The sequence below is a fragment of the Bacillus sp. RIT 809 genome, from assembly GCF_016892495.1.
Classification (GTDB): Bacteria; Bacillota; Bacilli; order Bacillales; family Bacillaceae_G; genus Bacillus_A; species Bacillus_A cereus_U.
Window position 1 is genome coordinate 1 of sequence record NZ_JAFEMR010000047.1, and the last position, 14,739, is coordinate 14,739.

A 14,739-nucleotide genomic window follows, 5' to 3' on the forward strand; every position below is an offset into this window, starting at 1 on the left:
ACACAAGTCTTTTGACTTGTGTTTTTTTATTTCCCATGAAATAGGTTGGATTCCTTTAGTAAAAATGCTGAAATATAGTAAGGGATTTTTTGAGCAGAAATATTGAGAAACTGATAAATAAATGGATAATCTTCAGATCCATAGCTTCCAAGTAAGTCATACCACCAATCTGTTTCATACCTCGAAATCATACTTAAATTATAGAGCAATAAATAATGAACAAGGAGCTCAGGCAACACTGGCTTAGAGTTTCTAGGGTCGTTCGTAAGTGGTAAATAATAAGTATCAGCAAGATACTCGTAGTATAAAGGTGTGCTATACATAGGATTCCATGATTGAATAGGTGCTGAAAAAAACATATTTAATTCATTATTTTTCTCAGGTACGTGTTGTATTGATAAATGCTTACAAGCTGTTTCGATGTAACGAGAAAATCTCTCTTTAGTCATATGTAGTCGATCTAGTATGTTGACTGAAAAGGAGAGCTCATTTTTATTTGTTGAATCGATTTTATATAATGTTGTTCCTTTTTGACTATAGCGAAATAAATGTTGTAACTCAGGGATTTTCCCCATTAACTCTAACATATTAAACTTTTCTGTTTCCAAGTGTTTCATGTGAAACAGTTGTTCTGCAGCGTGAGTAAATAGTCCGTTTTTCTGTATTTTCACCTCATCTTCTAAAAATTGATATCCTTGTTTTTTTCGTTTACGGGTTGTCACTCCATGTGCTAAAACAGTTGTTGATTCTGGATAGTTTGGATTAATAGTTAATAAACAAGCTTTAAAAAGTTGTCCTATTCCATAAAATAACAGCATTGGCTGAATGGAAAATGGCGCTGTTTTATATAATTCATAATAATTTTTACCGTGTTCTAAGTAATAAATAAATGGATAACAATTTTCAAAACCTTTTTTTTCGGCATCCTGAATCGAGGATTTTTCATAACAACGGGCAAGATAATGTTGTACGTTTTGAGATGAAAAGAAGAAACTTAATTGCTGCCAAGCACAAGGTGTATGATGCATATATTACGCTCCTTTTATTGTCTAAAAATTCTAACATATTCATACTTTCTTGACAGTATTTTAACCAATTGATAAGCTACTAATAATAATTTCTGGTATTATGGGGGGAACAATTATGTGGGAATCTAAATTTGTTAAAGAAGGTTTGACTTTTGATGATGTATTACTTGTACCAGCAAAGTCAGATATATTACCAAGAGAAGTAAGTGTTAAAACAGTTTTATCTGAAAGCTTACAGTTAAACATCCCGTTAATTAGTGCAGGAATGGATACAGTAACAGAAGCTGATATGGCTATTGCAATGGCTCGTCAAGGCGGTTTAGGAATCATCCATAAGAATATGTCTATTGAGCATCAGGCAGAGCAAGTTGACAAAGTAAAACGCTCTGAAAGCGGCGTTATTTCAGATCCATTCTTTTTAACTCCAGAACATCAAGTATATGATGCGGAACATCTTATGGGAAAATACCGCATCTCAGGTGTACCAGTTGTAAATAATTTAGATGAGCGAAAATTAGTTGGTATTATTACAAACCGTGATATGCGCTTCATCCAAGACTACTCAATCAAAATTTCTGACGTAATGACAAAAGAACAGTTAATTACAGCCCCAGTTGGTACTACACTAGGAGAAGCTGAAAAGATCCTACAAAAGTATAAAATCGAAAAGCTTCCTCTTGTTGATAATAGCGGTGTATTACAAGGGCTTATTACAATAAAAGATATCGAAAAAGTAATTGAATTTCCAAACTCTGCAAAGGATAAGCAAGGACGCTTATTGGTTGGAGCAGCAGTTGGTGTAACAGCTGATGCAATGCTTCGTATCGATGCATTAGTAAAAGCGAGTGTAGATGCAATTGTACTTGATACAGCTCATGGACATTCTCAAGGTGTTATTGAAAAAGTAAAAGAAGTTCGCGCAAAATATCCAGCACTAAATATTATTGCTGGAAATGTTGCTACAGCTGAAGCAACGAAAGCATTAATTGAAGCTGGTGCAAATGTAGTTAAAGTTGGTATTGGACCAGGTTCTATTTGTACAACGCGTGTTGTAGCTGGAGTTGGTGTACCACAATTAACAGCAGTGTATGATTGTGCAACTGAAGCTCGTAAACATGGTATTCCAGTTATTGCAGATGGCGGTGTTAAGTACTCTGGTGATATGGTTAAAGCTTTAGCAGCAGGGGCACACGTTGTTATGCTAGGTAGTATGTTCGCTGGTGTAGCTGAAAGCCCTGGAGAAACTGAAATTTACCAAGGCCGTCAATTTAAAGTATATCGTGGTATGGGTTCTGTTGGAGCAATGGAAAAAGGAAGTAAAGATCGCTACTTCCAAGAAGGAAACAAAAAACTTGTTCCAGAAGGTATTGAAGGACGAGTACCATATAAAGGACCTTTAGCAGATACAGTTCATCAATTAGTTGGTGGATTACGTGCAGGTATGGGATACTGCGGAGCACAGAATTTAGAATTCTTACGTGAGAATGCGCAGTTCATTCGTATGTCAGGTGCTGGTTTACGTGAAAGCCATCCTCATCACGTACAGATTACAAAAGAGGCTCCAAACTACTCATTATAATGTCTTATATGTAAATAGACGGAGATTTGATATCTCTGTCTATTTTTTTTTGATTATGTTAGAATAACGGTTATGTGAGTACATAGATATTGGGGGTAGCAAAAGTGAAAGGTATGTTTTGCAAAAGATTCATTGCGTTGGTAACAGTGCTTACACTAGCTTTTGGCATGTTTGCACCATATAGCAATGCATCAGCAGAAACAGGAGCTGCTTTAAACATTGAAGCAGGTGCAGCGATTTTAGTTGAAGCGAATTCTGGGAAAATTGTATATCAAAAGAATGCAGATGAATTATTATCAATTGCTAGTATGACAAAGATGATGAGTGAATATTTAGTTCATGAAGCAGTGGATAAAGGAAAACTTAAGTGGGATCAAAAAATTAAGGTTTCTGAATATGCATATAAGATTTCACAAGATGCTTCATTATCAAATGTTGCATTAGAAAATGGTGGCCTTTATACAGTAAAAGAGTTATATGAGGCAATGGCAATCTTTTCTGCAAATGGTGCAACAATTGCATTAGCAGAAGCAATTGCAGGTAAAGAAGTAGATTTCGTAAAAATGATGAATGATAAAGCGAAAGAACTAGGATTGAAAAATTATAAATTTGTTAATTCTACGGGTTTAACGAACAAAGATTTAAAAGGAATGCATCCTGAAGGTACAACGCCGGATGAAGAAAATAAAATGTCTGCGAAGGATGTTGCAACTTTAGCACAACATCTACTTAAAGATTATCCAAAAGTATTAGATACAGCAAAGATTCCGGTAAAGTTCTTCCGTCCAGAAAAAGAGAATTTTAAAATGTCGAACTGGAACTGGATGTCAAAAGGCTTAATTAAGGAATATGAAGGCGTAGATGGCCTGAAAACAGGATCAACGCCAGAAGCAGGAGATTGTTTCACTGGTACGGTCGAGAGAAATGGTATGCGTTTTATTTCTGTAGTTATTAAAACAAATTCTCATACGGCAAGATTTGATGAGACGAAGAAATTATATGATTATGGCTTTGCTAACTTTGAAATGAAGAAAATGTATGAAAAAGGTTCTTCGGTCAAAGGAAAAGAAACAGTAAGAGTTGAAAATGCGAAAGATAAAGATGTAGCAGTTCAAACGAAGCAAGCTGTGTCACTTCCGGTGCCAAAGGGAAGTAAAGACGTTTATAAAACAGAATTTAAAGAAGGAAATAAGGGACAAGAAGCACCTATGAAAAAAGGAGTTGCACTTGGCCAAATGGTTGTAACGTCTAAAGATAGTAATGATCCTGGATTTTTATCAGGAAAATCATTACAAGTAGACCTTGTAACAAAGTCTGAAGTAGAAGAGGTAGGCTGGTTCACCCGTTCTATGCGCGGAATTGGTTCTTTCTTTAGTGGTATGTGGAATAGTGCTGTTGATACAGTAAAAGGTTGGTTTTAAAAGCTCCTCATTGTAGGAGCTTTTTCTTATTCCTATTTTTCATACCGACTTTATGAAAAAGTAGTGGACAAGCATCAGATAGTTAGTGGTAGAATGTAAGAGTATTCTTAATTTTCTTCTTTAACGGGGGAAAGCAATTCACCTAGGGGGGTTTTTGTACATGACAAATGTAACAGGGACAGAACGTGTAAAACGTGGAATGGCAGAAATGCAAAAAGGCGGCGTTATTATGGACGTAGTTAACGCTGAGCAAGCAAGGATTGCAGAAGAGGCAGGCGCAGTTGCTGTTATGGCATTAGAGCGTGTACCTGCAGATATTCGTGCAGTAGGTGGCGTTTCTCGTATGGCAGATCCAACAATTGTTGAAGAAGTTATGGGTGCTGTGTCAATTCCGGTTATGGCAAAATGCCGTATCGGTCACCTTGTAGAAGCACGTGTATTAGAATCATTAGGGGTAGACTATATCGATGAGAGTGAAGTATTAACTCCTGCTGATGAAGTATACCATTTAAATAAACGTGATTACACAGTTCCGTTTGTATGTGGTTGCCGTGATATCGGAGAAGCTGCACGTCGTATTGCAGAAGGTGCATCTATGCTTCGTACAAAAGGTGAGCCTGGAACAGGAAACATTGTAGAGGCAGTGCGTCATATGCGCCAAGTCAATGCAGAAATCCGTCAGGTTGCGAGTCTACGTGAAGATGAGTTAATGACATATGCAAAAAATACTGGTGCTCCTTATGAAGTACTACTTGAAATTAAACGCCTTGGTCGTTTACCAGTTGTAAACTTTGCAGCAGGTGGTGTAGCAACACCAGCAGATGCAGCGTTAATGATGCAACTTGGTGCTGATGGTGTATTTGTTGGATCTGGTATCTTCAAATCAGAAAACCCAGAGAAATTTGCACGTGCAATCGTTGAAGCAACGACTCATTATGAAGATTACGAACTAATTGCAAGCCTTTCTAAAGGATTAGGTAATGCAATGAAAGGTGTCGAAATTTCAACGTTATTACCAGAACAACGCATGCAAGAGCGTGGATGGTAATTAAAGGAGATCTTTAAAATGGTGAAAATTGGTGTGCTAGGTCTTCAAGGTGCTGTTCGTGAGCATGTGAAATCAGTTGAAGCAAGTGGTGCAGAAGCTGTTGTTGTAAAGCGTATAGAACAACTTGAAGAAATTGATGGTCTTATTTTACCAGGCGGTGAAAGTACAACAATGCGCCGTCTTATTGATAAGTATGCTTTCATGGAGCCTCTTCGTACATTTGCGAAGTCTGGTAAACCAATGTTTGGTACATGTGCAGGAATGATTCTTCTTGCGAAAACACTTATTGGCTATGAAGAAGCACATATTGGTGCTATGGATATTACGGTTGAGCGCAATGCGTTCGGACGCCAAAAAGATAGTTTTGAAGCTGCACTTTCAATGAAGGGTGTGGGAGAAGACTTTGTTGGTGTATTTATCCGTGCTCCGTATGTTGTAAATGTAGCTGATGATGTTGAAGTACTTTCTACACATGGCGATCGAATGGTAGCGGTAAGACAAGATCAGTTTTTAGCTGCTTCTTTCCATCCAGAATTAACGGATGATCACCGTGTAACAGCATACTTTGTAGAGATGGTAAAAGAAGCGAAAATGAAAAAAGTTGTATAAGTAACTTGCAACTTGTATAAGATTATAGTAAATTGATGGTAACAATTTTATAAAATAAGCGTGTTGATAGGAAGTAGTAACAAATGTTGTTTCTTATAGAGAGTCGATGGTTGGTGGAAATCGATAGAAACAGTTTGTGAATCCATCCTGGAATGGAATGTGGAATATCTTTTGATTAGTAAGCATTCCCGGTGAAGAGCCGTTATTTCTACTTGAGAGGAAAGCGGTAATGCTTTCAACTAGGGTGGCAACGCGGGTTAACTTCCGTCCCTTTGTATAGGGACGGGAGTTTTTTGTGTTTTATAAAATAAAGGAGGAGTATATAATGCTTGATATTAAATTTTTACGTACAAATTTTGAAGAAGTAAAAGCAAAATTACAGCATAGAGGCGAAGATTTAACGGATTTTGGTCGCTTTGAAGAACTTGATACGAGAAGAAGAGAGCTACTTGTTCAAACTGAAGAACTAAAAAGTAAGCGTAACGAAGTATCTCAACAAATTTCAGTATTAAAGCGTGAAAAGAAAGATGCGGAAGCTCTAATTCTAGAAATGCGTGAAGTTGGGGAAAAAGTAAAAGATCTTGATAATGAGCTTCGTACAGTTGAAGAAGATTTAGAAAGATTAATGCTATCTATCCCAAATATTCCTCATGAATCTGCTCCAATAGGTGAAACAGAGGATGATAACGTAGTAGCACGTACTTGGGGAGAAGTGAAAGAATTTACTTATGAGCCAAAACCACATTGGGACCTTGCTACTGATTTAGGGATTTTAGATTTTGAACGTGCTGGGAAAGTAACAGGAAGCCGATTTGTATTTTACAAAGGTGCTGGTGCAAGATTAGAACGTGCTTTGATTAGCTTTATGCTTGACCTTCATACTGATGAGCATGGGTATGAGGAAGTATTGCCTCCTTATATGGTAAACCGTGCAAGTATGACAGGAACAGGACAACTTCCGAAGTTTGAAGAAGATGCATTCCGTATTGAAAGTGAAGACTATTTCCTAATCCCAACAGCTGAAGTACCTGTAACGAATATGCATCGTGATGAGATTGTGAGTAAAGAGCAATTACCGATACGATATGCTGCGTTTAGCTCATGCTTCCGTTCTGAAGCAGGTTCAGCTGGTCGGGATACACGCGGTTTAATTCGCCAACACCAATTTAATAAAGTTGAGCTTGTGAAGTTCGTGAAACCAGAAGATTCTTACGAAGAGTTAGAAAAATTAACAAATGATGCAGAGCGCGTGTTACAATTATTAGAGTTGCCATATCGCGTTATGAGCATGTGTACAGGAGATTTAGGATTTACAGCAGCGAAGAAATACGATATTGAAGTATGGATTCCAAGCTATGGCACATATCGTGAAATTTCTTCTTGTAGTAATTTTGAGGCTTTCCAAGCGAGACGTGCGAATATCCGTTTCCGCCGTGAGCCAAATGGCAAACCGGAACATGTTCATACACTAAATGGATCTGGTCTTGCAATTGGACGTACAGTGGCAGCTATTTTAGAGAACTACCAACAAGAAGATGGTACAATTATAATTCCAGAAGTTCTTCGCCCTTATATGGGAGGAAAAACAGTTATTAAATAAGTTAAAACATTCATCGGTATGAGTGATTGGTAATTATGGGCGTTGTCAGCAACGTCATAAAGGAGAGGGAAAGTAAAATTTCCCTTTCCTCATAATTTATTATAGTAGGGTTGACTAACTGTTTTTCTTTTGATATTATATTTGATGTCAATATGGAGGTATACCCAAGTCTGGCTGAAGGGATCGGTCTTGAAAACCGACAGGCGGCGAGAGTCGCGCGGGGGTTCGAATCCCTCTACCTCCTCCAGATATAATTGACAACAGCGCATATAAGTGGAGATTGGAGAACTCGTTACCAACACGTAACGAGTTTTTATTTTAAAACCAATCATAAAGTATGATGTAAGGATATAGTGTCCTTATTACACACTCATATTCCGATGATTATCTTCATAGATATGAAAGGAGTTAACATGGATCTTATTATACAAACGTTTCCTTTAGATGGAAAAACTTTATATTATGTACAATGTCCTGTCTGTAAGAACAATAGAATTTTAAACAGTGGTGCAAATGTGTCGCGCATTATAAGTGATGATACATTCCGTAAGCTTTGTGGTTGCACTTGTGATGTAAAACAGGTTGCAAAAAAAGTAGAGGTGCCAAAAGAAGCTGAAAAACCAGCTGTGCAAAAAGAAGTAACTCCAAAACGTACAGGGAAATTACTAACAGCAGTAATTAACGGGAAAGAAATGACCGTTAAAGAGATTGCTGAAACATATGATATTAGTACGAGTACTGTTCGTCAGCGTATTAATGCTGGAAAGCCAGAGAGTGAAATTATTGCTCCAACGAAAAAGAAAAAGTAATTTCATAGGAAAACCCGTGCATATGCACGGGTTTTTTATTTTACAAGTTTACGTGTTTGTTTTAAAAAATGTCCAATTTTTTTAATGATTGGTTCGACTGAATCGCCATCTTTTAAAATATCGTATTCATTAATGTTTAATCGTAAAATAGGGCATGAATTAAAGTTATTAATCCAGTTATCGTAACGTCCATGCATCTCTTTCCAATACTCGATTGGTGTTTGCTGCTCCATTGGACGTCCTCGTTCTTGAATACGATCGACAATATCATCAAACGAACCTTCTAGGTAAATTAATAAGTCTGGATGAGGGAAGTAAGGAGTCATGACCATAGCATCAAATAAACCTTTGTATGTTTCATAATCAGTTTCAGTCATTGTACCTTTTTCGTGATGCATCTTTGCGAAAATACCAGTGTCCTCATAGATAGAACGGTCTTGAACAAAACCGCCACCATATTCGAAAATTCTTTTTTGTTCTTTAAATCGTTCTGCTAAAAAGTACACTTGTAAGTGAAAGCTCCAGCGTGTGAAATCAGCATAGAACTTGTCCAAATATGGGTTGGAATCTACTTTTTCAAAAGATGTACGATAACCTAAAGCGTTAGCTAATGCAGTTGTCATAGTGGATTTACCGACACCTACTGTTCCAGCAATAGTGATAACTGCATCATTTGGTATATCATATTTTTTCCTTAAATTCATTGTTATTTCGACTCCTTCAAGAGAGTATTTTGAAGAGCGGATAAGATGACATTTAAATCATCAGGATTTCTTACAAAATCCATATCGTCTCCATTAAATTTCAATACTGGAATATCTGGATGGTCCTTTTTGAAAGCATCCATTGCTGTTTCGTAATCTTTTGTAAGCTGTAGTAAGTAATTTGGATCCATATTTTTTTCGAATTCTCTTCCGCGCATCGCAATTCGTTTTTGTAATGTTTCTAGGCTCGCTGTTAAATAAACGATGACATTTGGTACAGGCATATCTTGCGTAAGAATGCGATAAATTTGCATGTACTTGTCATATTGAGCATCTTTTAATGTACGGGATGCAAAAATTAAATTTTTAAATATATGATAATCTGCTACTACAGGCTTCCTTTGATTCAAATACTTTATGTTAATATCCTCTAGCTGTTTGTATCTATTACAAAGAAAGAACATCTCTGTTTGAAAACTCCATTCGTCGATGTCTTCATAGAATTTTCCTAAAAAAGGATTTTCATCAACAATCTCTTTTAGTAAGTGGAGTTGCATGTGAGTTGAAAGTTCCTTCGCAAGTGAAGTTTTTCCAACACCAATTGGTCCTTCAACCGTGATAAATGGTACTCCGGTCACGCTGTTTCCTCCTTTCAATCAGTGATTTACCGTGACTACTAAAAACACAAAACAGAATTATTGTAGCACAAGAGGGGAGCGAGCGGACTAATTTGGTATAAAAAGTTAGAAAATAGATATGTATTAATTAAATTCTATTTGGGATGACGGTACAATATTTGCCTTTAATGTGGCCTCCATTATTTTTAAAGCATGTTCATTATCTTGCTCGTTATTAGAAGCGATGCAATCCCGTGGTACATAAAGTGTATAATTTCTCATATGGGCATCATTAGCTGTAAAAAGGATGCATATGTTCCCGGCAATTCCTGTTAAAATAAGATTTTCGATTTTCAAATAACCTAATAAAGAATTCAAAGGTGTTTCATAAAAAGCAGAATAATGTGGTTTAATAAAAATGTAATCGTCAGTATGCGGAGCAATGGCCTCGATAATATTTTTACTATACTTATTTGTACAATGAGTGATAAGTTGATCAATATCAGATCTCCAAAGTTGATAGTGATCATTGACATAAATTATTGGATAGCCCAATGATTTCATGGTGTCCTTTAATTGTAAAATGGGGTTCTTTATAATTTCACATTTCTGTGCCAGGATGGGTCCGTGGGAGAATTGAAAATCATTAATCATATCGATAATGAGTAAGGCAGTGTTTTTCATATGTAATTCCCTCTCTTTCTTCTTTAGGTTGGATTGAATTTGTAAAAGTTATCCCACCTGCAAGAAATGAAAAAGTGTATTTTATTTTTGGTGAAAGGACTATATTATGGAGCGAGATATATATTTTATGCAGTTAGCAATAGAGGAAGCGAAGAAGGCGGAGGCGATACAAGAGGTACCAATTGGTGCTGTAATTGTGCTAGATGGTGAAGTGATTAGTGTCGCGCATAACTTAAGAGAAACTGAACAGAGATCAATAGCTCACGCCGAACTCTTAGCTATTGATGAAGCTTGCAAAAAATTAGGGACATGGCGTTTAGAAGATGCAACGTTATATGTAACATTAGAACCTTGCCCAATGTGTGCAGGGGGAATTGTTTTATCGCGTATAAAACGGGTTGTATATGGTGCGAGCGATCCGAAAGGTGGATGTGCAGGTACGTTGATGAATCTTTTAACTGATGAGCGTTTTAATCATCAGTGTGAAGTAGTGCCTGGTGTACTTGAAGAGGAATGTGGTACGTTGTTAACGATTTTTTTTAGGGAGCTTCGTAAGAAAAGAAAAGAAGCGAAAAAACTAGAGAAAAGTAATGGTAACTAACGTATTTGCATTTTGTAAAAAAACAAGTTATACTGATAATGCCTTATCCAAGGCAACCGAATATTGGTTTTAACTTTGCCGTGCTAAGCGGGGAGGTAGCGGTGCCCTATACTCGCAATCCGCTCTAGCGAGGCTGAATCCCTTCTCGAGGTTATGCTGCTGTAAGGTCTGCCTTAAGTAAGTGGTGTTGACGTTTGGGTCCTGCGCAACGGGACCCCGTGAACCTTGTCAGGTCCGGAAGGAAGCAGCAATAAGCGGGTTTTCTCGTGTGCCGCAGGAGTGCCTGAACCGAGCTAACTGCTTGAGTAACGCTTATGGTACGTAATCGACAGAAGGTGCACGGCAGTTATATATGTATACAAAACTCACCTTTATATAAAGGTGAGTTTTTTGTATGGAAAATAACTTTTGGAATCTATAAACAGAATGGGTTATAATAAATAAGATAATAACCTTTGAGGGAGGCCGTATTTTCGTGTCATACCAAGCGTTATACCGAACATGGAGACCGCAAAAATTCGAAGATGTAGTCGGTCAAAAGCACGTGACAAAAACGTTGCAAAATGCCCTTCTTCAAGAGAAAGCTTCACATGCTTATTTGTTTTCGGGTCCGAGGGGAACAGGGAAAACGACAATTGCAAAAGTATTTGCAAAGGCAATTAACTGTGAACACGCCCCGGTAGCTGAACCTTGTAATGAATGTCCTTCTTGTTTAGGAATTACACAAGGGTCTATTTCAGATGTATTAGAAATTGATGCGGCTTCAAATAACGGTGTAGATGAAATTCGAGATATAAGAGATAAAGTAAAATATGCTCCAAGTGCTGTAGGATATAAAGTATACATTATTGATGAAGTTCACATGCTTTCTATGGGTGCCTTTAATGCGCTTTTGAAAACTTTAGAAGAGCCGCCAGGACATGTTATTTTTATTCTGGCGACAACAGAACCGCATAAGATTCCAGCTACAATTATTTCGCGTTGTCAGCGTTTTGAGTTTCGAAAGATATCAGTAAATGATATCGTTGAGAGATTATCGACGGTCGTGACAAATGAAGGTACGCAAGTAGAAGATGAAGCGTTACAAATCGTAGCGCGTGCCGCCGAAGGTGGTATGCGTGATGCCCTCAGTCTTATTGATCAAGCTATTTCTTATAGTGATGAGACGGTGACGAGTGAAGATGTTTTAGCTGTAACAGGATCTGTATCTCAGCGATATCTGGGTGACCTGGTAGAATGTATACGTGAAAATGATGTATCAAGAGCGTTACGTATTATAGATGAGATGATGAGTAAAGGGAAAGATCCAGTTCGCTTTATGGAGGATTTCATTTACTACTATCGTGATATGCTTTTATATCAAACTTCACCACAATTAGAACATATGTTGGAACGGGTAATTGTAGATGATCAATTCCGTACGTTAAGTGAAGAAATGCAACCGGAAGTAATCTATGAAATTATTCATACCCTTAGTAAGGGACAACAGGAGATGAAGTGGACAAACCATCCAAGAATATTCTTGGAAGTTGTTATGGTGCAACTGTGTCAGCAGTTTATGATGCAAGCAAACGGCGCAGATCGTTTACAAGCGATTATGAACAGGATGCAGCAACTGGAGAAAGAGTTAGAGCAAGTTAAAAAGAATGGCGTGCCAGCTGGTGTGCAGCAGGAAGTAAGAGAGACGCGGGCAACACCAAAACCAGTACGAACAGGAAGTATGAAAATTCCTGTTGGACGTGTGAATGAAGTGTTAAAGCAAGCGAAGCGTCAAGATTTAGAACAGTTAAAAGCTGTATGGGGCGAATTATTAGGAAGGCTCAAGTCACATAACAAAGTAGCATTTGCTGTTTTATTAGAAAATAGTGAACCAGTTGCGGCTTCGGATGATACCTATGTGTTAGCATTTCAATATGAGATTCATTGTAAAATGGCTAGTGAAAATCGAGAAGCGATGGATACATTGGAACAAACTCTTTTTGAATTGTTAAGTAAAAGGTTAAATATGATTGCTATCCCAAAAAGTGAATGGGGTAAAATTCGTGAAGACTTTTTACAACGCGAAGGCGGGGATTCTGAAGAAAGCCCAGAACAAAAAGAAGATCCTCTTATAGAAGAGGCTGTAAAATTAGTAGGGCCAGAACTTATTGAAATAAAAGAGTAATAATAATGAGGAGGAATTAATTATGATGCGTGGCGGAATGGGAAATATGAATAATATGATGAAACAAATGCAAAAGATGCAAAAAGACATGGCGAAGGCGCAAGAAGAGCTTGGCGAAAAAACAGTTGAAGGTACAGCTGGCGGCGGAATGGTTACTGTTATTGCAAATGGTCATAAGCAAGTTCTTGAAGTGAAAATTAAAGAAGAAGTTGTAGATCCAGAAGATATCGAAATGTTACAAGACTTAGTATTAGCTGCAACGAATGATGCACTTAAAAAGGTTGATGAACTTTCAAACTCTACAATGGGCAAATTTACAAAAGGCATGAACTTACCAGGTGGAATGTTCTAGGAGGATATTGATATATGCATTATCCAGAACCGATATCAAAATTAATCGATAGTTTTATGAAGTTGCCAGGAATCGGACCGAAAACAGCGGTTCGATTGGCATTCTTCGTGTTAGATATGAAAGAGGATGATGTACTAGGTTTTGCGAAAGCACTTGTGAATGCAAAGCGAGATTTAGCGTATTGTTCTGTGTGCGGACATATCACTGACCGCGATCCTTGTTATATTTGTGACGATTCGCATAGGGATCAATCGGTTGTTTGTGTAGTACAAGAGCCGAAAGATGTAATTGCGATGGAAAAAATGAAAGAGTATCAAGGTGTATATCATGTTTTGCGTGGTGCCATTTCTCCAATGGAGGGAATTGGACCAGAGGATATTAATATCCCGCAGTTATTAAAGAGACTGCAAGATGAAACAGTACAAGAAGTGATATTAGCAACAAACCCTAATATTGAAGGGGAAGCTACAGCAATGTACATATCCCGCCTCTTAAAGCCAACAGGAATTAAAGTAACTCGTATTGCACATGGTCTGCCAGTTGGTGGAGATTTAGAATATGCAGATGAAGTAACACTATCGAAAGCTTTAGAAGGCCGTAGAGAGATATAAGAGGAGAAGGGAAAATGTTCTTTCAAAAAAAGGGTAAGTTGCGTAAAGAGTATGACGATAAGTTAATTGTATTATTAGAAAAGGTAAAGAATGAATGGCTACGTCAGAAGAGACTGGTTGAACAAAGTGTTGAGCCGTCTCAAGATGTACTTTGTTCTTTAAAAATAGCAGAGGCGAAATATTTTTTCTTGTTAAAAGAAGCAAAACGTCGTCCTGTGAAAATGGAACAATGGTAAAAGGTCCTGCTTTTTAAAGTGGGACCTTTTGCTTTTTATCGATTTATTTGTGAGTAACAGGGCTACTTTATTTTGGGGATATAAAGAGGAGAAAGAAAAAGTGGGAATGGAATTAGTTGTATCTAATTGCTAGTGCTTAGAAGAAATATTACTGATTAAAGGTTATAAAGATGAAGTGGTAGGAGTTATGTTATAGATGTTCTTTTTTCTTGTCTTGTCCCATACAAATGGATATGTATAGGTCATTCATAAGGAGGAAAAAATGAATTCTACAATTATTATTGTTGGCATTCTTGCTTTGGTTTTTATTTTTCTTGTTTTTGGTGTTTCTGCTAAACCAATACGTTTTATAGGGAAAGCACTCTTTCATGTCACTTTAGGTATAGCGTTACTATTTATTGTGAATGTTGCAGGGACATATTTCGATTTTCATATTCCAATTAACATGGGCACAGCTACAGTATCAAGTTTATTAGGGGTGCCAGGTGTTGCTGCATTAGTGATTATTAAGCTATATATAATGCCAAGATAAATTTATTTTGGCATTTTTTAAAAAAGCGTTGACTTATCGATTAGTAATATGATAAATTAATAAGCGTCGTCAGGAACGAAAGAAAAAAGTTGTTGACAGATTCAAGTCAAAATGTTAAATTATAAAAGTCGCTGAAACGCGGCA

The 14,739-nt window shown here is 37.2% G+C and carries 16 protein-coding genes, 1 tRNA gene, 1 other RNA gene and 1 other annotated feature; of the genes, 14 read left to right on the plus strand and 4 right to left on the minus strand.

Going from position 1 to position 14,739, the window contains the following annotated elements:
* Positions 1-26: 26 nt before the first annotated feature.
* Positions 27-1,028, minus strand: coding sequence for a YaaC family protein (locus JTF23_RS26835; protein WP_204210233.1), 1,002 nt, complete (start codon positions 1,026-1,028; stop codon positions 27-29).
* Positions 1,029-1,143: 115 nt separating this feature from the next.
* Between JTF23_RS26835 and guaB the strand changes: the two genes are divergently transcribed.
* The 7 genes from guaB (at position 1,144) to JTF23_RS26870 (ending at position 8,094) form a co-directional block, all read left to right on the plus strand.
* Positions 1,144-2,607, plus strand: coding sequence for an IMP dehydrogenase (gene guaB / locus JTF23_RS26840; protein WP_002159656.1), 1,464 nt, complete (start codon positions 1,144-1,146; stop codon positions 2,605-2,607).
* Between the two features lie 113 nt (positions 2,608-2,720).
* Positions 2,721-4,028, plus strand: coding sequence for a D-alanyl-D-alanine carboxypeptidase family protein (locus JTF23_RS26845; RefSeq protein WP_204210240.1), 1,308 nt, complete (start codon positions 2,721-2,723; stop codon positions 4,026-4,028).
* Positions 4,029-4,188: 160 nt separating this feature from the next.
* Positions 4,189-5,076, plus strand: a complete 888-nt coding sequence (gene pdxS, locus JTF23_RS26850) for a pyridoxal 5'-phosphate synthase lyase subunit PdxS (RefSeq protein WP_002151929.1) — start codon at positions 4,189-4,191, stop codon at positions 5,074-5,076.
* Positions 5,077-5,094: 18 nt separating this feature from the next.
* On the plus strand, positions 5,095-5,685 hold the full coding sequence (gene pdxT / locus JTF23_RS26855; RefSeq protein WP_128283565.1) for a pyridoxal 5'-phosphate synthase glutaminase subunit PdxT: 591 nt from the start codon (positions 5,095-5,097) through the stop codon (positions 5,683-5,685).
* 54 nt (positions 5,686-5,739) lie between these two features.
* Positions 5,740-5,960: a binding site (T-box leader), on the plus strand.
* Positions 5,961-6,010: 50 nt separating this feature from the next.
* Positions 6,011-7,285 carry a serine--tRNA ligase gene (gene serS, locus JTF23_RS26860; protein WP_002009617.1) on the plus strand — a complete coding sequence of 425 codons (1,275 nt, stop codon included), beginning with the start codon at positions 6,011-6,013 and terminating at the stop codon, positions 7,283-7,285.
* Between the two features lie 154 nt (positions 7,286-7,439).
* Positions 7,440-7,532 (plus strand) — tRNA-Ser (locus JTF23_RS26865).
* A gap of 166 nt (positions 7,533-7,698) precedes the next feature.
* The gene (locus JTF23_RS26870; RefSeq protein WP_002107271.1) at positions 7,699-8,094 is read left to right on the plus strand and encodes a sigma factor-like helix-turn-helix DNA-binding protein; all 396 of its coding nucleotides are present in this window, start codon (positions 7,699-7,701) and stop codon (positions 8,092-8,094) included.
* Between the two features lie 35 nt (positions 8,095-8,129).
* Here JTF23_RS26870 and JTF23_RS26875 read toward each other — a convergent pair whose 3' ends face one another.
* The 3 genes from JTF23_RS26875 to JTF23_RS26885 form a co-directional block, all read right to left on the minus strand.
* Positions 8,130-8,798: a deoxynucleoside kinase gene (locus JTF23_RS26875; RefSeq protein WP_204210235.1), complete on the minus strand. Its 669-nt coding sequence runs from the start codon at positions 8,796-8,798 to the stop codon at positions 8,130-8,132.
* Between the two features lie 2 nt (positions 8,799-8,800).
* Entirely contained in the window at positions 8,801-9,436 is a 636-nt protein-coding gene (locus JTF23_RS26880; protein ID WP_002159650.1) for a deoxynucleoside kinase, read from the minus strand.
* Positions 9,437-9,559: 123 nt separating this feature from the next.
* A complete protein-coding gene (locus JTF23_RS26885) occupies positions 9,560-10,099 on the minus strand; it encodes a cysteine hydrolase family protein (RefSeq protein ID WP_016106809.1) in 540 nt (179 codons plus the stop codon).
* A gap of 106 nt (positions 10,100-10,205) precedes the next feature.
* Between JTF23_RS26885 and tadA the strand changes: the two genes are divergently transcribed.
* The 7 genes from tadA (at position 10,206) to JTF23_RS26920 (ending at position 14,595) form a co-directional block, all read left to right on the plus strand.
* On the plus strand, positions 10,206-10,700 hold the full coding sequence (tadA, locus tag JTF23_RS26890; protein ID WP_204210237.1) for a tRNA adenosine(34) deaminase TadA: 495 nt from the start codon (positions 10,206-10,208) through the stop codon (positions 10,698-10,700).
* Positions 10,701-10,778: 78 nt separating this feature from the next.
* Positions 10,779-11,043: signal recognition particle sRNA large type (ffs, locus tag JTF23_RS26895), an RNA gene on the plus strand.
* Positions 11,044-11,175: 132 nt separating this feature from the next.
* Positions 11,176-12,864, plus strand: coding sequence for a DNA polymerase III subunit gamma/tau (dnaX, locus tag JTF23_RS26900; RefSeq protein ID WP_204210239.1), 1,689 nt, complete (start codon positions 11,176-11,178; stop codon positions 12,862-12,864).
* Between the two features lie 25 nt (positions 12,865-12,889).
* Positions 12,890-13,216, plus strand: coding sequence for a YbaB/EbfC family nucleoid-associated protein (locus JTF23_RS26905; RefSeq protein WP_170935248.1), 327 nt, complete (start codon positions 12,890-12,892; stop codon positions 13,214-13,216).
* Positions 13,217-13,230: 14 nt separating this feature from the next.
* Positions 13,231-13,827: a recombination protein RecR gene (gene recR / locus JTF23_RS26910; protein WP_002009629.1), complete on the plus strand. Its 597-nt coding sequence runs from the start codon at positions 13,231-13,233 to the stop codon at positions 13,825-13,827.
* A 14-nt stretch (positions 13,828-13,841) separates the two neighbouring features.
* Entirely contained in the window at positions 13,842-14,063 is a 222-nt protein-coding gene (locus JTF23_RS26915) for a YaaL family protein (RefSeq protein WP_002009631.1), read from the plus strand.
* 262 nt (positions 14,064-14,325) lie between these two features.
* Complete coding sequence (locus JTF23_RS26920; protein ID WP_002063354.1) at positions 14,326-14,595, plus strand: pro-sigmaK processing inhibitor BofA family protein; 270 nt, start codon at positions 14,326-14,328, stop codon at positions 14,593-14,595.
* Positions 14,596-14,739: the final 144 nt, after the last annotated feature.